The sequence below is a fragment of the Flammeovirga sp. OC4 genome (genome assembly GCF_000812565.1).
Classification (GTDB): domain Bacteria; phylum Bacteroidota; class Bacteroidia; order Cytophagales; family Flammeovirgaceae; genus Flammeovirga.
This window is the reverse complement of record NZ_JTAM01000027.1, coordinates 21,229-40,205: the sequence shown is the minus strand read 5'-3', so window position 1 is coordinate 40,205 and position 18,977 is coordinate 21,229. Positions and strand designations below refer to the sequence as shown.

General features: G+C 34.9%; 19 protein-coding genes. All 19 read left to right on the top strand.

Annotated elements, in window-relative coordinates; all coding sequences use genetic code 11:
* Positions 1-3: 3 nt before the first annotated feature.
* Positions 4-585 carry a YfiT family bacillithiol transferase gene (locus tag PL77_RS15935; protein ID WP_044207358.1) on the top strand — a complete coding sequence of 194 codons (582 nt, stop codon included), beginning with the start codon at positions 4-6 and terminating at the stop codon, positions 583-585.
* Between the two features lie 4 nt (positions 586-589).
* The gene (locus tag PL77_RS15930) at positions 590-1,060 is read left to right on the top strand and encodes a GNAT family N-acetyltransferase (RefSeq protein ID WP_044207355.1); all 471 of its coding nucleotides are present in this window, start codon (positions 590-592) and stop codon (positions 1,058-1,060) included.
* Positions 1,050-1,493, top strand: a complete 444-nt coding sequence (locus tag PL77_RS15925; RefSeq protein ID WP_044207352.1) for a GNAT family N-acetyltransferase — start codon at positions 1,050-1,052, stop codon at positions 1,491-1,493. Before PL77_RS15930 ends, PL77_RS15925 begins: the two co-directional genes overlap by 11 nt.
* Entirely contained in the window at positions 1,478-2,005 is a 528-nt protein-coding gene (locus PL77_RS15920) for a GNAT family N-acetyltransferase (RefSeq protein ID WP_044207349.1), read from the top strand. The genes PL77_RS15925 and PL77_RS15920 overlap by 16 nt, the downstream gene beginning before the upstream one ends.
* Entirely contained in the window at positions 1,992-2,534 is a 543-nt protein-coding gene (locus tag PL77_RS15915) for a DUF1697 domain-containing protein (protein WP_044207346.1), read from the top strand. Before PL77_RS15920 ends, PL77_RS15915 begins: the two co-directional genes overlap by 14 nt.
* Before the next feature lie 18 nt (positions 2,535-2,552).
* Positions 2,553-4,172 carry a hypothetical protein gene (locus tag PL77_RS15910; protein ID WP_044207343.1) on the top strand — a complete coding sequence of 540 codons (1,620 nt, stop codon included), beginning with the start codon at positions 2,553-2,555 and terminating at the stop codon, positions 4,170-4,172.
* Positions 4,173-4,290: 118 nt separating this feature from the next.
* Complete coding sequence (locus PL77_RS15905) at positions 4,291-6,177, top strand: mucoidy inhibitor MuiA family protein (protein ID WP_172665875.1); 1,887 nt, start codon at positions 4,291-4,293, stop codon at positions 6,175-6,177.
* Between the two features lie 334 nt (positions 6,178-6,511).
* Complete coding sequence (locus PL77_RS15900) at positions 6,512-8,188, top strand: PhoX family protein (RefSeq protein WP_253273994.1); 1,677 nt, start codon at positions 6,512-6,514, stop codon at positions 8,186-8,188.
* A 109-nt stretch (positions 8,189-8,297) separates the two neighbouring features.
* The gene (locus PL77_RS15895; RefSeq protein ID WP_052444478.1) at positions 8,298-10,091 is read left to right on the top strand and encodes a cytochrome-c peroxidase; all 1,794 of its coding nucleotides are present in this window, start codon (positions 8,298-8,300) and stop codon (positions 10,089-10,091) included.
* Positions 10,092-10,298: 207 nt separating this feature from the next.
* Positions 10,299-10,724 carry a MarR family winged helix-turn-helix transcriptional regulator gene (locus PL77_RS15890; RefSeq protein WP_044207338.1) on the top strand — a complete coding sequence of 142 codons (426 nt, stop codon included), beginning with the start codon at positions 10,299-10,301 and terminating at the stop codon, positions 10,722-10,724.
* A gap of 2 nt (positions 10,725-10,726) precedes the next feature.
* Complete coding sequence (locus PL77_RS15885) at positions 10,727-11,281, top strand: NADPH-dependent FMN reductase (RefSeq protein WP_044207336.1); 555 nt, start codon at positions 10,727-10,729, stop codon at positions 11,279-11,281.
* Entirely contained in the window at positions 11,259-12,074 is an 816-nt protein-coding gene (locus tag PL77_RS15880; RefSeq protein WP_044207333.1) for a pirin family protein, read from the top strand. The genes PL77_RS15885 and PL77_RS15880 overlap by 23 nt, the downstream gene beginning before the upstream one ends.
* Positions 12,075-12,165: 91 nt before the next feature.
* Positions 12,166-13,560 (top strand): MATE family efflux transporter, encoded by a 1,395-nt coding sequence (locus PL77_RS15875; RefSeq protein WP_044207331.1) that lies wholly within the window; start codon positions 12,166-12,168, stop codon positions 13,558-13,560.
* A gap of 204 nt (positions 13,561-13,764) precedes the next feature.
* Positions 13,765-14,637, top strand: coding sequence for a lysophospholipid acyltransferase family protein (locus PL77_RS15870; protein ID WP_044207327.1), 873 nt, complete (start codon positions 13,765-13,767; stop codon positions 14,635-14,637).
* Between the two features lie 163 nt (positions 14,638-14,800).
* Entirely contained in the window at positions 14,801-15,238 is a 438-nt protein-coding gene (locus PL77_RS15865) for a hypothetical protein (RefSeq protein WP_044207325.1), read from the top strand.
* A 292-nt stretch (positions 15,239-15,530) separates the two neighbouring features.
* Complete coding sequence (locus tag PL77_RS15860; protein WP_044207321.1) at positions 15,531-16,058, top strand: peptidylprolyl isomerase; 528 nt, start codon at positions 15,531-15,533, stop codon at positions 16,056-16,058.
* Positions 16,059-16,309: 251 nt separating this feature from the next.
* Entirely contained in the window at positions 16,310-16,831 is a 522-nt protein-coding gene (locus PL77_RS15855; RefSeq protein WP_044207319.1) for a peptidylprolyl isomerase, read from the top strand.
* A gap of 9 nt (positions 16,832-16,840) precedes the next feature.
* A complete protein-coding gene (locus tag PL77_RS15850) occupies positions 16,841-17,050 on the top strand; it encodes a YwbE family protein (protein WP_044207316.1) in 210 nt (69 codons plus the stop codon).
* A gap of 24 nt (positions 17,051-17,074) precedes the next feature.
* Positions 17,075-18,361: a DEAD/DEAH box helicase gene (locus PL77_RS15845; RefSeq protein ID WP_044207313.1), complete on the top strand. Its 1,287-nt coding sequence runs from the start codon at positions 17,075-17,077 to the stop codon at positions 18,359-18,361.
* Positions 18,362-18,977: the final 616 nt, after the last annotated feature.

Sequence of the window (18,977 nt, the reverse complement as noted above, 5' to 3'; positions counted from 1 at the left end):
CTTATGAACAACTCTTTCACCACTCTAGAAACATTAAAATTCCCCTTTGGACAGTTTGAAGTTCCTGCTTATATACATGAAAATCAAATTAAACTTTGGATACACGAAATTAGAGTGTTCCCTATTCGACTAAAAAAACTAGTAGAAAATCTAACAAAAGAAGAACTTAACCTCATTTACAGACCTGGAGGGTGGACCATCAAACAAGTAGTACACCACTGTGCTGACAGCCACATGAATAGCTATATAAGATTCAAGTTGGCCTTAACGGAAGAGAACCCTTCTATAAGACCCTATTTTGAAGATCGATGGGCGGAGTTGGTAGACAGTCAAGAAGAAGATCTCTCAGATACTTTACAGATGATTGAATTTCTTCATAAAAAATGGACATATTTGTTAGAGAGGCTGAACAAGGAAGATTTAAATAAAACTTTTTTCCATCCAGAATCTGAAGAACAAACGAGCTTAAAGGAGAATATAGGCATTTATGCTTGGCACTGTAACCATCATTTAGGTCATATTAAACAAGCCCTAAAGTTTCGAAATGTTTTTCCTGAAATAGTTGAAAACCTAGAAGCAAAGTGATATTATGATTACTCTTATCAAGACAGACGCAAAACACCGTGATTTTTTACATTTGGTAAATCTTTTAAACCAAGACCTTGCCGTGAGAAATGGTGAGGACCATGAGTTTTATATGCAGTTCAATGGCTTGGAAGATATTGACCATGTAGTATTGGCTTACAGCGATGGAAAAGTAGTGGGATGTGGTGCCATGAAAGAGTTTGAAGAGAGAATTTTTGAAGTGAAAAGAATGTATGTGTTACAGAATCAGAGGGGAAAGGGAGTTGCAACTAAAGTACTTCAAGAATTGGAAGAATGGGGAGTAGCCATGAATTTAAAAGCATTGGTTTTAGAGACCGGTTTGATGTTACCAGAAGCCATCGGTTTATATGAAAAATATGGTTTTGATAAAACACCTAATTATGGTCAGTATATTGGTAATGAAGATAGTGTTTGTTTTAGAAAAGAATTAAAAGCTCGATCTTATGAAAGTTAGAAAAGCTAATTTTACAGATTTTGATCAATTAGCAGAATTGTTTGATGCCTATAGAGTTTTTTATAAACAAGATAGTGATATTGAAGGAGCGAAACAGTTTTTGCAAGAAAGAACAGAAAGAGGCGAAAGTGTAATTTATGTCGCAGAAGAGGAAGGGCATTTAATTGGCTTTGTACAACTCTATCCACTTTTCTCTTCCACTAGAATGAAAAGACTTTGGTTGTTGAATGACCTCTTTGTGGCAACATCACATAGAGGAAAAGGAGCATCGAAATTGTTGATGGGTGAAGCCAAAAACTTAGCGAAAGTTACAGAGGCAGCAGGCGTGATTTTAGAAACAGAAAAAACAAATACGGTAGGCAATCAATTGTATCCTGCTGTTGATTTTAAATTAGACACAGAACATAATTTTTACTATTGGGACGTAGAGTAATACAGTTAAAACCATTACAGAAAGAGAATGTCAACTCTTTTTATCAATGGTTAAATGATCCTGAAGTAATCCGATATTCTCTATCTCTTTTTCAAAAACTCAACACTGAAGAAGAGATAGATTTTTGGTTTAAAGGAGTATTGAGGGATGCTAAAACGCTTTCTTTGGGTATTTATGTTGACGAAATATTTATAGGTTACGCGGGAATATCTAATTTTTCAAGCACTAATAGATCAGGAGAATATTATATTTTTATTGGGGATAAAACCTATTGGGGGCAAGGAGTAGGAACTGAAGTAACAAAGCAAATTATTAAAATTGCTTTTGAAGAAAAGGAGTTGGAAAGATTGATGTTAACCGTTTCTGTACCCAATAAAGGTGGGGTTATTGCTTATACCAAAGCAGGGTTTAAGGAAGAAGGTATTTTAAGAAATGCAGCGTTGAGAGATGGTGCATTTCATGATAAAATAATAATGTCAATTTTGAAAACTGAATATAATGAGCAAACATAAATACATCAGTTTATTGAGAGGAATCAATGTAGGAGGCAGGCGGAAAATCTTAATGAAAGATTTAAAAGAACTTTATCAAAAAGAAGAGGTGGAAGAGCTACAAACTTATATTCAGTCTGGCAATGTTCTATTTCAAAGTAAAGCAATTGTTGAAGCAGACTTCTCTCAAGTCATCAAAGCAAGAATTCAAGAGCAATATGGGTTTGATGTACCGGTCATTACGGTGGATTTACAAACATTAAAAAATGTTGTAAAACTCAACCCCTATTTTGCAGAAAACGTATCAATAGATAGTCTACACCTTACGGTGCTCTCTATAATTCCTGAGAAAGATAAATTAGAGCAAATTGTTTCCCCCGTTAATGGAGATGAGTTTTTTATTCACGATCGCTTCGTCTTTATTCATTGCCAAGGAAAATACAGTCAATCCAAGTTATCCAATCAGTTTTTTGAAAAGAAATTGGGTGTAGAGGCAACCACTAGAAACTGGAAAACAGTAGAAAAGTTGATTGCATTACACGAAAATTAACATAACACAAAACGTCAAATGAAAAAAACTATCACTTATGCTTCCATATCAGTCATTCTGTTATTTTTATTGTATTACTTATTTTTACCAACGGTAAGATTTGATTTTACAGGATGGATAGTCGCTATTTTGGCTGTCGTAGGCGCTATATTATCCATAGAATCTATTGTTGAGCAAAAAAAGAAATTCACAACCACCAAAGTAGTCACATTATCTATCCTATTATTAGGTTTGGTGTATGTGACAATTGTACCTTTTGCAACCTCTTGGGCTTTATTGAGAAGTAAGGATTATAGAGATCTGATAGGGGAAGTAAAAGCGGGTGAAAATTTTACAGATCATGTAGCACCAATTTCAACGGATGAAATCAGAATTGTAGATAATGCCATGGCTCACCGATTAGGGGATAAGGTGTTAGGTTCTATTCCGTCGTTAGGTAGTCAAGCCGAATTAGGAGAGTTTAGTATTCAGAAAGTAAATGGGAAGTTGTATTGGGTGGCTCCTTTACTGCACTCTGGTATTTTCAAATGGAATAACAACCGTGAAGGAACTCCAGGTTATGTAATGGTGTCTGCCACCAATGAACGTGATGTAGAATTAGTGCAAACTGTGGGCGGAAAAGGAGTACAGATTAAATATCAGCCAGGAGCTTATTTCTCGACTGATCTACATAGACATATTTACTTTAATGGTTACATGACGAAAGGAATTACAGATTTTTCATTTGAAATTGATGATGATGGAAAACCGTATTGGATTGTAACGCTTTATGATAAAAAAGTAGGTTTCTCAGGTAAAAATGCTTCTGGTGTTTTGACAGTCGATGTCACTTCAGGAGAAATTATAGAATATGAAATTGATAAAGCACCCATCTGGATTGATAGAATTCAGCCGGAAAGCTTTATCGTAAATCAATTGGATGACTGGGGAGAATATGTTTTAGGGTATTTCAATTTTTCGAACGAAAGAAAATTGACAACTACAAAAGGCATCTCTTTAGTGTATGGAGCCAACAATAGGGCGTATTGGTACACGGGTTTAACCTCTGTAGGTAGCGATGAAGGTACGGTAGGTTTTGTGTTGGTAGATACCAGAACCAAAGAAACGATATGGTATCGTCAGATTGGTGCAACAGAACAAGCCGCTAGACAATCAGCAATGGGTAAAGTACAGGAAAAAGGTTATGTTGCTTCTTTTCCAATTACTTATAATATCAATGGAATGCCTACTTATGTCATGTCTTTAAAAGATAGAGCAGGGTTGATTAAAATGATTGCAATGGTTTCAGTGGAAGACTACACAATTGTGGGGGTAGGGAATACCATCAAAGAAGCATTGAGGTCTTATAAAAACAGTTTGAACAGTAAAGGTAATGCAGTTTCACCAAGTACTTATGCTAATACTTATCAGATTACTTCTGTAGTGACAAGGATAAGCAAAGACATCAGAAACGGCAATACAAATTACTATTTGATGGTGAAGGATAAGCAAGAAAAACTCTTTATTGGTTCTTCAATGATTTCGAGTGAATTGCCCATCACTGCCATTGGAGACAGTGTTGCAGTGAGATATGATGATAGTAATTCTGAAATAGTGGATATTGTTGATTTTGAAAACTTGACCATTGATTTGAAATAAAATAAATCATACATAATATTATGCCTGATAGCTGCTGCTGTCAGGCTTTTTTGTATATTTAATTATTATTAGGTACGTCTAACGTATTGAATTAAAGAACTATTGAAATTAAATGAATATGAAAACTACAATCACTCTTCTTTTTCTTCTACTTTTTCAGACTTATGTAATAGGGCAATCTTTTCAGGAAAAGAAAATGAAAAGTACCATTAAATCAGCGAGAGTTTTTTTGCAAGGAGCAGAACTTTCTAGAAAAGGATCTATAAAAATTGGGAGAGGTAAATACAGGTTAACACTCAATAAATTGTCCACTTCTATTGATGGAAATAGTCTTCAGGTGAAGGGAAAGGGAGATTTTACGATTCTGTCTTCGAGGTTTAATATCAATGTGACCGAAAAACCTAAAAGTAATTTATCAGTGGATAGCTTACTGATAGAAATAGAAAAAATAGATTTCAAATTAAAGCAAATCAATAAACGAGAAAATCTACTTCGTCAAAAAGAAATCTTAATCACTAGTAATAATAAGCTCGGTAGTGAACAAAAAGGAGTGACTTCTACAGAATTAACTCAGATGTTGAGTTTATACGAAACACAAATCACTAAAATTGATAATGAGTTTTTAGAGTTGGAGAAAAAACAGAAACAACTCGAAGAAGAAAAGGCTACTTTAAATTACCACTTTAAACAAGCAGGTGGAGTGGAGAAAGTGAGATCTGGTGAGATCATTGTTGAAATAGAATCTCAAACACCACAAACGGTCACTTTAGAAGCATCTTATTTCATAAAAGATGCTGGTTGGCTACCAAAATACGATATTAGAGCAGATGATATTACTAAACCTTTGAAACTGGAATATAAAGCTGATGTTTATCAAAATACTGGAGTGGAATGGAAAAATGTCGCATTGACTTTGTCAAATGGAGAACCGGCTCAGTCTGGAGTAATGCCTCAGTTAAGAAAGTGGGAATTGAATTATGCGAGGTATACAAGGTCTACAAGTCAAAAGTATGAGGCTTACCATGGAAATAAAATATCAGGTGTAGTTTATGATGAAAATGGAGAGCCCTTGCCAGGTGCTAATATACTATTTGAAGGAACCTCTATTGGTACAATATCTGATTTTGATGGTAAATTTTCTTTGACAAAATCAATACATGCCGAATACATTGTTATTAGTTACATTGGTTACCAATCTGAAAGACTATCTATTGATAGAGCATATTATGATATCTACTTACAAGTAGATGCTGAATCATTAGATGAAGTAGTAGTAGTGGGGTATGGTTCTTCAAGAAGAAGTGTCGGTAAAAATAGACCTAAAGCAGCGCCTTATGTGTCAAAACCAAAACCGAAAAAAGAAGCTATAAAAATGACTTCTGAGATGAAAGTCAATACCACTACAGTCGACTTTAAGATTGATAAAAAATATACAATCAAATCGGGTACTGGAAGTATTGCTGTTAATATGAAAGAGTACCAAATTCCTGTAGACTATCAATATTTTTCCATTCCGAAGCTAGATCAATCTGCTTTCTTGATTGCAAAAATTCCATCTTGGGATCAGTATAACTTATTAAGTGGTGAAGCCAATCTTTTTTTAGAAGGAGGATACGTAGGAACGACATTGGTGGAGGCCAATACTTTAACGGATACATTGGATATATCATTGGGCAGGGATAAATCTATCGTCGTTAATCGAAATAAAGTAAATGAATTGGCGAAGAAAAAGTCAATTGGTTCTACAAAAACAGACAGTAGAGAATTTGAATTAGAAATCAGAAATAAAAAGTCGTCTCCTATCAAAATAGAATTCTATGATCAAGTGCCCGTTTCAGTGAATACTGAAATTACAGTGACCACAGAAAAGCTTTCTGGAGGAAAACAGAACGATACTGATGGCTTCGTAAAGTGGACAGAAGAAATAGCCCCTGGTAAAAGCATTAAAAAATCATTTAAATATTCTGTGAAGTACCCGAAAAAGGAAAAAGTAATTCTAGAATAATTAATTGAATTTAGACTTAATTTAGATAAGTAGTACACATTAACTTAAAGAAAGTAACGTGTACTGCTTTTTGTTTTAACAAAAGATAGAACAGAAATTAAAAACAATTGATTAAGTGAATGAATATTTACTTAAAATTAAATACCGTGGATGAATTATGATTTACATTGAAAAAAATCAGGTTAATTTTATGTAAAATGTAGGGGTGTTTACATTGTTATTTATTCATGAATGCATTAAAATTATGTAAATCTAACTTAACTAAATCCAATTTTCCCTTCTCTAATTTTGCGGTGATAAAAAACTCATACATTCATCCAATCATCGTAACAAAATGAAAAAACTTATTATCTCTTTAATCTATGTTGCACTAGCAGTTTCTTGCTTTACTTCATGTGAAAACAAAGATGAGACAACTGACCCACAAGAAATCATCGGAACAGGTCAAGTAGTAGACTATACAGTTTCTGACGACGGAACTAAAGTAACTGTAGAATTCGAAAACGGACAAAGATCAACAATCACTTTTGACGATCCTTTATTAGGCGAGCAAGGTGTAGGTATCCAATCAATCACTTTTGATGAAGCAACAGGAATGTTGACTTTCACGCTTACTGACGGTACAGTATCTAAATTCCCAATTGTACCAGCAGCTCCATCTGTAGTATTGAAAAACCACTCAGCAACGCCACATTTATTAAAGCGTCATTCAGGTTTTGAAGATTTAGAAATCTATTCTATTCTTTCTTCAGAAGATGCTTTAGAGCAAAGCCCAGATTATTTTTATGGTTCAATGGCTGACGGTGCTGGTTTATTACGTAATGATGACGGTACTTTCACATTAATCAACAACATTGAGGCGCATTACTCAGTAGCTCGTATTTCATTCGACGAAACTTTCAAGCCAGTAAAAGGTGAAATCATCTTGAACGCTGAAGCAACTGCAAGTACTGCACAATGTTCAGGTACTTTAATTACTCCTGAAGAGCACGGATTTGGTCCATTATACCTTAGCGGTGGAGAATGGGGTGGTTCTGCTAGATATGTATATGCTACAGATCCTTTCAGAGATGCTTCAGAAGCAGGTACAGCTAGAACTTTAACTTCAATGGGACAATGGACAATTGAAAATGCAGTTCCATTAAACAAAAATGCATTCCCTAACAAAACAATTGTAATGATCGGTGATGACTCTCACGGTGACGCAGGTGGACAGTTAGTAATGTACGTTTCTGAAACTGTAGGTGACCTTGAAAATGGTAAATTATATGCTTTAAAAGTAGGTGATGGTACTGTAACAGACAATGATTTAGTAGCTGAAGGTGCTGGTGAGTTCGACGCAACTTTCGTAGAGTTAGACGAAAGAACTTATGATGCATTAAATGAGGAAGCAATCAGCAAAAACATCATGGCTTTCAACCGTGTAGAAGATATCGACTACAGAAGAGGTTCTGCTGCTGCTAACCGTGAAATCTACTTCACTGCTACTGGACGTACAGCTTACAACGATACTAGAACTAAATATGGTAGAGTTTACAAATTAGTTTTAGACGAGAATGACCCATTAAAAGCTAAAATCTCAGTAGTATTAAACGGTGACGATTTAGCGGGTAAAGCGAAAAGATTACATAGCCCAGACAACATCTTAGCTACTTCAAACTTCTTATACATCCAAGAAGATCCAAATGGTTATGCTGATGCACCTGAAAAAGAGCACGATGCTTACTTATATCAGTACAACTTAAACACTGGTTTATTAAAAGTAGTATTAGAGTCTGATCACAGAGGTTCTACAGGTATTGACAACGGATATGCTTCTGCTGCTGACCGTTGGGGTAAGTGGGAGTTAACAGGTATGATTGACGTATCTGATGAGTTAGGAATCGATGGTACTTTCATCCTAATCCAACAAGCTCACTCATGGAAAGACGAGTCGTTCAAAAACCCTACAGGTCATGGTTCTGCAATTGAAGGTAGTATCCTAACAGTAGTGAAAGGTTTAGAACGTTAATAAAAACCTAAAATTACTAGAACAACCAAATCACATATGTTCTAGCACTCTGCTCGAGCAATTGTTCATATTGCTCGAGCTTTTTCAAATTTCTATAATAAGAACTCTGATGAAAAACTTAATAATACTAGCAATCTTCACAATGACTATTTGGGGATGTAATTCGACAATTAACAGAGAACAGATTATCAAAGAACAGAAAGAGCAACTAATCCAATATTATCATGAAAATTTAAAAAAATGTCTTACTTCTTTGGAGACCATTCAAAAATTGGAAGATCCTGAGAAGTTGAAGAAAGAGTTTGATGTGGCTAGGGTTTCTTTTAAAAAAGTAGAACCTATCATGTCATTTTATGCAGCCAAAGATTATAAAACCCTCAATCAACCTAATTTACCTCACGTCGATGAATTTGATAATTTTGATAAAGTGATCAAAGCCATTGGCTTTCAGGTAATAGAAGAAGTAATGTATGCTTCAGATTCTATGGACATTAATGAAGTGCATAGACAAGCAGGCTTAATGATCAATACTCTGAACTTGGAGTTGAGTAACAATAAAATTTTAGTATTAAAGCCTTACCATCTACTATGGATGGTTAGAAATGAATTGGTAAGAATCACTTCTTTAGGTATTAGTGGTTTCGATTCTCCTGTTTATTTAAATAGTTTGGAAGAGAATCAATATGCTTATGATGGTATTGCGTTTCTTTTGTCTGTAAGTAAGGATTATTTTAAAGATAAGGCCCTTTTAGCGGAATGGAATGAAAGCATTGCTCAAGCAAAAAATAAGCTGTCCTCTGCAGAGAGTTTTGAGCAATTTGATCGCTTTACTTTTATCAAGGAGTCAGTACACCCAATGTTAGAATTATGGGTGAGAACTATAAAAGATTGGGAAGTGGAGTTTCCTTTTGAACAAAAGATTAATTATTACGCCACTTCTTTATTTGATAAAAATACATTCAATATCAATAAGTTTTCTTCTAGGTATAGTATAGATTACAATGAAGAAGTAGTAGCACTCGGAAAGCAACTTTTCCATGATCAAAAGTTATCATCTAATGGTAAAATGAGTTGTGCTACTTGTCATGATCCTCAAAAAGCTTTTACAGACGGATTGCCAAAATCTATTACGAATACGGGAGCCGCAAACAAAAGAAATGCACCCACATTAATGTATGCGGGTTTACAGGCCGCACAGTTTTATGATTCGAGAAAATCATTACTGGAGAATCAAATCATGGATGTGGTCAAAAATAAAGATGAGTTTCACTCCAATATGGAACAAGTGGTGGATGTGGTTCAAAAGAATGAAGAATATACAAAAGTGTTGCAGAAGCATTATGAAAACACGGATTCCAAAAGTATTCGTAATTCTATTGCAATGTACATTAGAAGTTTAAATCCTTTCAATTCAAAATTTGATCAAGGAATTACATCGAATCAAGTGGAATTGAGTTCGTCTGAAATCAATGGGTTTAATTTATTTATGGGGAAAGCAAAATGTGGTACTTGTCACTTCGCTCCAATTTTTAACGGTACCGTTCCTCCTTTATTCAATCATAGTGAATTGGAAGTATTGGGTGTTCCTTCAGAGAAAGTTTGGGAAAGTGCTGAAGTTGATCCTGATAAAGGTCGCTTTGAGATTTCAAAAGCACCTATTAAGATGTTTGCTTTCAAAACACCAACGATTAGAAATATTAGTAAAACAGCTCCATATATGCACAACGGCGTTTATGAAACATTAGACGAAGTCTTGAAATTCTACAATCAAGGCGGTGGAGAAGGAATTGGTATTCATCTTGAAAACCAAACGCTTCCTCCAGACGAATTAAACTTGACAGAGAAGGAACTGAGCGATTTAGTAGCCTTTATGGAAAGTTTAACGGATCAAGTAAACTATTGATTAGTAATTGTACGCAATTAAAAACGACCTGCTGTTTTTAATTGATTACGTACCTTGTTTAGACATCAGTTACATTTATAGCGAAAGCTCATTTCAATTAGAGGTGAGCTTTTTTTTTGTGTCCAACAGAAATATTATTAGAAAACATTTGCAATTACAGAAAAACGTTTTTACTATTGTATATACATTAATCGTTTAAACAAATAAATGCATTCAAAAAAATATTATAAAGCAATTCATCAGATCATTGTAACAGGACATTGGATTACTGATCAAGTAGGAAAAGACCTGAAAGAATATGGTATTACAGAACCACAATTTAATGTGTTGAGAATATTAAAAGGACAAAAAGGAGATCCTATTACTGTTCAAGAAATACAAGAAAGAATGGTTCAACGATCAAGTAATGTGACAAGGATTGTTGATAAGCTTTTGGATAAACAACTTGTACTCCGCAAAGAATGCCCTACAAATAGAAGAAAAATGGACATTACCATTACAGAGAAAGGGTTGGAGGAGTTACAAAAGTTGGATACCAAAGTAGGACAGTTCCATGAGCAATTCCAAGGCAATTTATCTGAAGAAGAATTGGAAACATTAGCAACATTAATCAAAAAATTAAAAGGAGAATAATTATGAAAAACATCGTAGTATTTGGAGCTTCAAACAGCCGAAATTCAATCAACCAGCAATTAGCACAATGGGCAGGTCAACAATTAGAAGGTGCACAAGTAAAGGTTTTAGATCTGAATGATTATGAAATGCCGATTTATGGTATTGATAAAGAATTAGCCTCAGGTATTCCTGCAGAAGCAACACAATTCTTAAAAGATATTGAAGAAGCCGATGCCTTGGTGATCAGTTTTGCAGAACACAATGGAAATTACTCTGCCGCATACAAAAATATTTTTGACTGGGCATCAAGAGCAGACCGTTCTGTTTATAAAAATAAGCCAACTTTTGTAATGTCAACTTCGCCAGGTCCAGGCGGTGCAGGAAGCGTAATCAATATTGCCAAAGGCTCTTTACCTTATGCAGGAGCAGACGTAAAGGGAAGTTTTTCTCTACCGTCATTCGGACAAAATTTCTCAGCTGAAGAAGGAATTGTAGAAGGGGAATTGAAAGCAAAATTTGATGCTGAATTTTCAAACTTTAAAGAAGCAGTTTATGAAACGTCAATTGAAGCGTAAGCAACCCGGAAGAAACGGTTTTCAATTCATTCTAGATCCAAGTACTAGAAGAGAATTGCAACCCTTCGTTTTTTTCGATGCTGGAAAAAATAAAAGAAGAGATGAGGGCATGTTCTTCGGAATGCACCCTCACTCTGGTATCGGAATCATCACTTATTTTGAAGGAGGAGATTTAGTACATCAAGATTCAGGTAAAAATGATGATATAATTAGAAGTGGTGGAGCACAATGGATCAACGCTGGAGGTGGAATCTTCCATGCAGAAGGTTATAGAAAACCATTGGAGGAAGAAAAGGAAGAGTGGAGTTTAGCCATTCACCAACTTTGGTTGCAATTGCCTGAACATCTTGAAGAAGGGGAAACAGGCTATCAAAACGTTCAACCGGAAGAAATGAAAGTGGTGGACAATGTGAAAATCATTGTAGGTGAATACAAAGGTCAGAAAGCAACATTAGAAGTACCTTATGATCTGACTTATCTTGATGTACAATTGAAAGCGGGTGAAGAAATTAGCATTCCAACCCCCAAAGGCCAATCAAGAGGTTTTGTTTTTCCAAGAGAAGGAAAAGTGACACTACATGAGGAAGAAATCTCTTTGGGACACCTTAATATTTTGGAAGAAAATGAAGGTGAATTGCACTTCAAAGCAGAACGTGATGCACAATTTGTAGTAGGACTGACAGTTCCATCAGATCAGCATATCGTAGTTGGAGGTGGCTCTATTCACTCGTCATTTGAAGCTTTGAATAATTCAAAAGAACGCATCCGAAAAATAGCCATGGAATTAGTTTAACTTTTTATTTTCAATAACTATTGTATGTACAATAATTGTATGTGTTTTAGTTTAATTCTCTTATTCAATTTCGTCTCAACTACTTTCACTCATGACAGATATTTTAAAAGATAAAACCAGTAATGTATTACTTAAAATGAGTTTTCCTATCAGTATCGGAATGCTCTCTACGTTCCTATTTCAAGTCATTGACACCTATTTTGTAGGAAAACTAGGAGGTGAAGCTTTGGCTGCATTAAGCTTTTCATCTGTACTCTATTTTATCATTGTGGGGTTATTTATGGGGCTTGCAGTTGGGGTTTCTACTTTGGTAGGAAAGGCTGTTGGAGCCAAGAACGAAATCGCAAAAGAACAGTATGCCTTAGTTGGTTTATTGATGTGTTTTATTTTGACAGTAGGAGTAGCTTCAGTGGTGTATTATTTTTCTAATTCCATTTTCTTCATGTTGGGAGCACCTCAAGAAATTTTACCCTTGATAGATCAGTATATGTTACCGCTTCTTTCAGGTATTCCTTTATTGACTACAGGGATAATGGCAGGTAGTATTTTGAGATCAACCGGAAATGTAGTAATGCCTGAAGTAACGATGGCATTAGCGGGAGTAGTCAACCTAATTTTTGATTACTTATTGATTTTTGGTGAATTCGGTTTCCCAGAGTATGGTATCTCAGGGGCGGCCTATGCTACAGTGTTATCATGGTTTTTTATGAGTATAGGAATGTTTGTATTATTTGTAGGTGACAGAGTGATGAAATTTTCATATTCTATCTCAACATTGCCCGTTCAACACTTAATGCAACAAATTATGAAAGTGGGTTTGCCAACCACTTTAACGCAAATGGTGGCTCCCGTCACTCAGATGTATTTGACCTATATTATTGCCTCTCATTCGGCTTTGGCGGTGGGCGCATTTGGTGTGAGTAGTAGAATTGAAATGTTGATGTTAATAGGAATTTTAGGAGTAGGAACGGCATTGACACCTTTTATTGCTCAAAACCTTGGCGCAAAACAAAATAAAAGGATTGATGAAGCTATTGTTTTTGGAGGAAAAACGTCAACGTATTTAGGAATAGCACTGGCCGTAGGTTTATATCTTTTCATTGCTCCTTTGGCCTCTCTATTCAGTGAAGATACTACCATTATAGACTATACTACTTCCTATTTCCAATTGGTGGGTGTCTCTTACGTATTTTATGGTTTCTTTATCATGACATCTTCTACGTTCAATGGATTACAAATGACCAAAGATTCTTTAAAAATTATGTTGATCAAATCATTTGTAATGACAGTACCTCTAACATTAATCGGTTCTTACTTTTTTGCTATTGAGGGGATCTTTATAGGTTTGAGTATCAGTAATATTTTAGGAGGAATATACGCTAGTATTTTTATGAGAAAAAAATACAAAGAAATGGATTCGGACTTACAGAATGCCGAAATATGGCAAGATTATAAAAGTGATATTCAAGGTTTATTTTATAGATAAATAGTAATTAATGATCCGTAGACAGAGAATGTATTGTTGTTTTTGTTATCAAAAATGGTGATACATTTTCTGTTTTTTTATTTTGTTATTCATTAATAATTGAATTATTTTGTCTTAACACAAAAGCAATATTAATAATTAACCTTACTATTTTTAAGTACGTGAATTTCTATAAATTCAAAAAATAACCTGCGATCTAAATTAATGATTTTTGTAAAACTTTTTTCTCGATTACCATTCTTTTTTATACACTTCCTTTCTTATTCTATTGCGTTTTTTATGGGGAGTATTCTGCGTTACAGGAGGTCTCAAATCATGCAAAACCTTAAAATTGCTTTCCCTGAAAAATCACATCTAGAAAGAAAGAAGTTACTATTTCAATTTTACCTCAACCTCACAGATGTTGGTTTCGAGGCATTAAAATCTTATAGCATGACAAGAGAACAGATGCTGAAAAGATTTAAGATCACTAACCCTGAAAAAATGGAAGAACACATCAAAAACAACGAACCATTTTTATTATTAGCAGGGCATATTACAAATTGGGAATGGCAACTTTCAGGCTATGCCAGTCAATTGGATTTTAGTTTTGGAGGTGTTTATAAGCCATTATCCAGTAAATTTACAGATGCACTAATGCTTGATATCAGAGCAAATTTTGGAGGGTACCCAATTCCTATGGCCAAAACAATGAGAGAGATTTTAGTGAGGATGAAAAGAAAGGAAATGTTCTCGTTCGGGTTAGTAGCAGACCAATCACCTCCGGGGTATGATAAAAAAAGAGAATGGGTACAATTTTTTGGGAGAGAAACGGCCTTTTTTTCTGGTCCAGAAATTATTACTCAAATGACCAAAATGCCGGTCTATTATGCACACATTTCTAGAACTAAAAGAGGACATTATGAAGGGGAGATTATTCCTGTTTTTCAAGCAGGAGAGGAGTACGTGAAAGGAAGTAGTCAAGTCACCAAAAAATATGCAGCTTTACTTGAGAAAAATATTAAGGAATCTCCTGCAGATTGGCTTTGGTCACATAATCGATGGAAATATACTCGTGATGAAGTAGAAAATAAGTAATAGAATGGGAATAAGTAGAGTGAACTTGTTCCCATTTTTTGTTATTTTTATTCTGTCCTTTTGAAATAAAATGAGGACAAACAATTTAGCCCTTAACTCATTATATATTAATCTCATTCTTATCAAAAACTGAATATGATATTCAGTTTATATTTCCTTTAGTATGAATAAATTTCTCATAATAGCACCCTTTTTCTTTCTATTATTATTATCCTCTATTCCGTCTGTTGCACAAGCTTTTACCGATTATAAAATAGGTGAAAGGCTAGAAGGAAAAGACATGATCAATATGGATATCGCAGGAGTTTCAGGGACTTTATTTGTCTACACTAATAATCGAAAAATAATTAGATCTATGGGTTTTGTCCCATCAAAAGATGGAGGCAATACACCTGCTGAAGTTTATCAAGGTGAATTTGTAAGGTTTAAGACTTTTATGGAACAATACTACCAAAGTGGATTTGAAAGAACAATCGATAACAACCAACAGAAACAACATTATAAATTGAAATACAATGGATGTAATGTAGTGATCACCATTGGTGAATTTGGAGATACATTTTCCACTGCAAGTTTGGTTTTTATGATCAATAAGATCTGAAAAAAATACCCTAAAATGGGTATAGTTTGTTAATGTGAATTTTCGGAAATTTGTATTAGCAAGTAGTATTAAACTAGGCAATAAACTATTACCGAAAAGGTAACAAAGTTGATTCTTTACCCACAAATAGGTAGACATTCAGGCGAAGATGTTTACCTATTTTTTATTTTTGACCAATTCCCAACAGCTTTTTTTCCTCAAATTCTATCTTAATTCACAATAAACCTTTCTTATCGAATAAAATCTTAACTCAACAGATTAATTCTTAGTACCTTTACAAAAAAAATATATAATGAAAGCAACAAAAGATAAAGTAGTCACTTTAGTTTATAGTTTAAGTGAAGAAACTGCAGAAGGTACTCTTCTTCAAAAAGTAGAAAAAGACGATCCATTTGAATTCTTATTTGGTCACATGGATGTACTTCCTGAATTCGAGACTGAATTAGAAGGAAAAGAAGCAGGATATACGTTTTCTTTTAGTATCTCTAAGGAGAATGCTTATGGTGAGAGACAAGACGCTGCGGTGGTAAAAGTTCCTAAGGAAGTTTTCAACATCGAAGACGAAATAGATCAAAACGAAATTTTAAAAGTTGGTAACGTATTGCCAATGGTTGGTCCTGACGAGATGCCAATGGAAGGAGAAGTGACAGAAGTACATGATGATCATGTAGTGATGGACTTCAACCACCCACTTGCAGGGACTAACTTATATTTCACTGGTGAGATTATTGACGTTAGAGACGCAACAAAAGAAGAACTAGAAGAAGCCATTCAAGTAGACAAAATGGAAGGACTTGAAGGTTTGGAAGGTCTTCAGTAGAAAATAAGATAACATTTATAAGTACTATGACAGATGTAAACGGACTTTTTTAGGTTTTTATTTTTTATTCTAATCGAGGCAGATTTGCAGAGCATAACCGTAGTTATGTGATAAAAATCTAACGAAGAGTAGGATAAAAAAGATAAGATACAATGTTCGATTACTTTTGTCTTAGTACTTAAGACAAAGCTTTCTTCCGAGGGATTTATTCGAAAGAAAGCTTTGTTGTGTATTATAATAATAAAAGTCTAATGGGAGAATTAAGTATTTCAGAAGGTTTAGTAGTAGCACTGACTTATAAGTTATATAGAGATAGTGCTGAAGGAAATTTTATAGAAGAAGCACCCAAAGAGGACCCGTTCTTATTTTATGTAGGAGCAGGTGGGGTACTTCCAAAATTTGAAAATGCTCTTTTAGGTAAAAAACAAGGAGATAAATTTCAAATTTCACTGAAAGCAGAAGATGCTTACGGTAAAGTAATCAAAGAATACAGCGAAGTGAAAGTAGCGAAAAATGCTTTCGGTTTTGCTGATGAGGAAGAAGAGGAAGCAATGCTTCAAGTAGGGCATATCCTTTCTGTAGCGGATCAAGATGGCGATGTTTATGATGGTAAAATCACAAAGATCAATAAGAAAGATGTGATCATGGACTTGAACCATGAGCTTGCAGGAATGGATTTATTCTTTGATGGAGAAATCGTAGAAGTAAGAAAACCAACAAAAGAAGAAGCTGATTTTGATGGTGAAGGGGTTGAAATTATGCCTTCAAAATAAAATACTTTTATGGACGACGGAAGAAAAAGAAGCAACATCAAAATTGGAGGTCATGTAAATATTGTTCTTAAAGCAGATCAGAGAACAGGAGAATTGACTGAAGGTTGGGTTGAAAAAATATTGACAAAATCTTCTTTTCACCCTCACGGGATCAAAGTGAGATTGGAAACGGGTGAAGTGGGAAGAGTAAAAGAAATCCTTGAAGACGGAGAGTTTTAATAACCACTCCAAAGTACATTCATAATGAAATTTGAAAAATACAGTATTTCCTCAAGCTTAAAGAGAAGCTTAGAAGAAAAAGGTTTTAAGAAACCAACGGATATTCAGTTTAAATCTATTCCTCCTATCTTAAAAGGAGAGGATGTGTTGGCGATTGCCCAAACAGGTACTGGTAAAACGGCTGCGTTTGCTATTCCTGTAATGGAACGTCTATTGAATAAACCGAATAGAGGAAATAGAAAGAAAAGTATTCGTACTTTGGTGATGGCTCCAACAAGGGAGTTGGCTCAACAAATTACGGAAGTTTTTGAGACCATCGGTAAATACACAAAATTGGATATCTTGTGTATCTATGGTGGTGTAGATCAAGACAAGCAGATTGAAAAGTTAGAGTCTGGCGTTGATATTTTGATTGCCACTCCAGGACGTATGTTTGATTTACAGCATCAAGGATATGTGGATTTGAGTAGAACTGAAATTTTAGTTTTGGACGAAGCCGATCACATGTTGGAGAAAGGTTTTATCAAGGATATCAAAGACGTCATTCGCTTTTTACCGAAGCATAGACAGACACTTTTCTTCTCCGCTACCATTGATGAGCAAATCAAGAAATTGGCGTATTCATTAGTAAAAAATGCAATTAGAATCCAGATCTCACCAAAAGATCCAGTTTCTAAAAACGTACGTCATGCATTGAGCTATGTAAAAATGGATGATAAGCGGTTCTTCTTGGAAAACATTATCCGTGAACATCCAGAGAAGAAAATTCTTGTTTTTGTAAGAACAAAAGTAAGAGCCGAGAGGGTACATAAAGCGATGGAAAGAGTAGGTTTGGAAACAGTGACGATTCACGGTGATAAAGACCAAAAAGCGCGTACGCATGCCATGAAAACCTTCAAAGAAGGCAAAGTAAAAGTGCTTATAGCTACAGACGTTTCCGCTCGTGGTATTGATATTCCAAATGTGCAAATTGTAGTGAACTATGATATGCCTGACGTTCCTGAAAACTACGTTCACCGTGTAGGTCGTACAGGTAGAGGAATGGAGAAAGGAGATGCGATTTCATTCTGTGATGAGAATGAAAAAGAACTGAAGGAAGAGATTGAAGATTTCATGGGCAAAGAAATCGCCGTTCATAGATTGGAAAGAGGTGATTATGCCAATATCGTAGGCTTTTCTTCAGAACAATCGACAGATTGGAAGACAGTGATGAAAGAAATTGCTCAAGACAAGGCGGATTACAAAGAGATCAAAAAGAAATCCAACAGAAAGAAAGAGAAAAAGAAATTGGCGAAGAGAAACAAGAAGTAGCCTTACATTTCTTTCAAGAACATAAATTGAAAAGTCCCATGATTGTGAAATTGTGGGACTTTTTTTGCTTAAAATATCAATTGAGGAGGTACAGGGTTGTAGAACCACAATGTCTTGTGGCTTACGAGCCATCACATCAAAAATTAAGCACAAAGACAGAGGAAAAGGAGCAAATCGTGCACCATGACTGAAGTCATGGGCAGGTGATATTGACTCCGACAACACTAAAGTGTTATCTCTGTTCTCAATCTTCAAGACTTTAGTCATGGTTAGGTTGCTGCATCACCTGCCGGGACTGTCGCAAAACCTATTATAGTGTTGAAAAACCACCATGTTTCAAGTGTTAAGCGTTAGCGTCACTTGGAACTGATCATTGGCGAAGTCTCCCGACTTCGAATATAAACATCACACTTTCATTCATTTCGAAGTCGGGAGACTTCGCCAATATTTAATCACAAGTGACGCCTATCGGCTTAACACTTGCGATATAAAAATGGTTTTGCGACAACTCCATGTACGAAACACACAGTTACTCTTAGTACTTAAACCAAAAGGTATTAGATTATTTTAAAGTGTTTAACATAAAAATATTTGTATGTACAACTAATTTATGTAG

Bases quoted from the DNA above. Each gene is read 5' to 3' on its own strand.
- PL77_RS15895 (WP_052444478.1), top strand. From the start codon at position 8,298: ATGAAAAACTTAATAATACTAGCAATCTTCACAATGACTATTTGGGGA.
- PL77_RS15875 (WP_044207331.1), top strand. From the start codon at position 12,166: ATGACAGATATTTTAAAAGATAAAACCAGTAATGTATTACTTAAAATG.
- PL77_RS15900 (WP_253273994.1), top strand. From the start codon at position 6,512: ATGAAAAAACTTATTATCTCTTTAATCTATGTTGCACTAGCAGTTTCT.
- PL77_RS15880 (WP_044207333.1), top strand. From the start codon at position 11,259: ATGAAACGTCAATTGAAGCGTAAGCAACCCGGAAGAAACGGTTTTCAA.
- PL77_RS15905 (WP_172665875.1), top strand. From the start codon at position 4,291: ATGAAAACTACAATCACTCTTCTTTTTCTTCTACTTTTTCAGACTTAT.
- PL77_RS15925 (WP_044207352.1), top strand. From the start codon at position 1,050: ATGAAAGTTAGAAAAGCTAATTTTACAGATTTTGATCAATTAGCAGAA.
- PL77_RS15845 (WP_044207313.1), top strand. From the start codon at position 17,075: ATGAAATTTGAAAAATACAGTATTTCCTCAAGCTTAAAGAGAAGCTTA.
- PL77_RS15865 (WP_044207325.1), top strand. From the start codon at position 14,801: ATGAATAAATTTCTCATAATAGCACCCTTTTTCTTTCTATTATTATTA.
- PL77_RS15855 (WP_044207319.1), top strand. From the start codon at position 16,310: ATGGGAGAATTAAGTATTTCAGAAGGTTTAGTAGTAGCACTGACTTAT.
- PL77_RS15860 (WP_044207321.1), top strand. From the start codon at position 15,531: ATGAAAGCAACAAAAGATAAAGTAGTCACTTTAGTTTATAGTTTAAGT.
- PL77_RS15890 (WP_044207338.1), top strand. From the start codon at position 10,299: ATGCATTCAAAAAAATATTATAAAGCAATTCATCAGATCATTGTAACA.
- PL77_RS15935 (WP_044207358.1), top strand. From the start codon at position 4: ATGAACAACTCTTTCACCACTCTAGAAACATTAAAATTCCCCTTTGGA.
- PL77_RS15870 (WP_044207327.1), top strand. From the start codon at position 13,765: ATGATTTTTGTAAAACTTTTTTCTCGATTACCATTCTTTTTTATACAC.
- PL77_RS15850 (WP_044207316.1), top strand. From the start codon at position 16,841: ATGGACGACGGAAGAAAAAGAAGCAACATCAAAATTGGAGGTCATGTA.
- PL77_RS15885 (WP_044207336.1), top strand. From the start codon at position 10,727: ATGAAAAACATCGTAGTATTTGGAGCTTCAAACAGCCGAAATTCAATC.
- PL77_RS15915 (WP_044207346.1), top strand. From the start codon at position 1,992: ATGAGCAAACATAAATACATCAGTTTATTGAGAGGAATCAATGTAGGA.
- PL77_RS15910 (WP_044207343.1), top strand. From the start codon at position 2,553: ATGAAAAAAACTATCACTTATGCTTCCATATCAGTCATTCTGTTATTT.
- PL77_RS15930 (WP_044207355.1), top strand. From the start codon at position 590: ATGATTACTCTTATCAAGACAGACGCAAAACACCGTGATTTTTTACAT.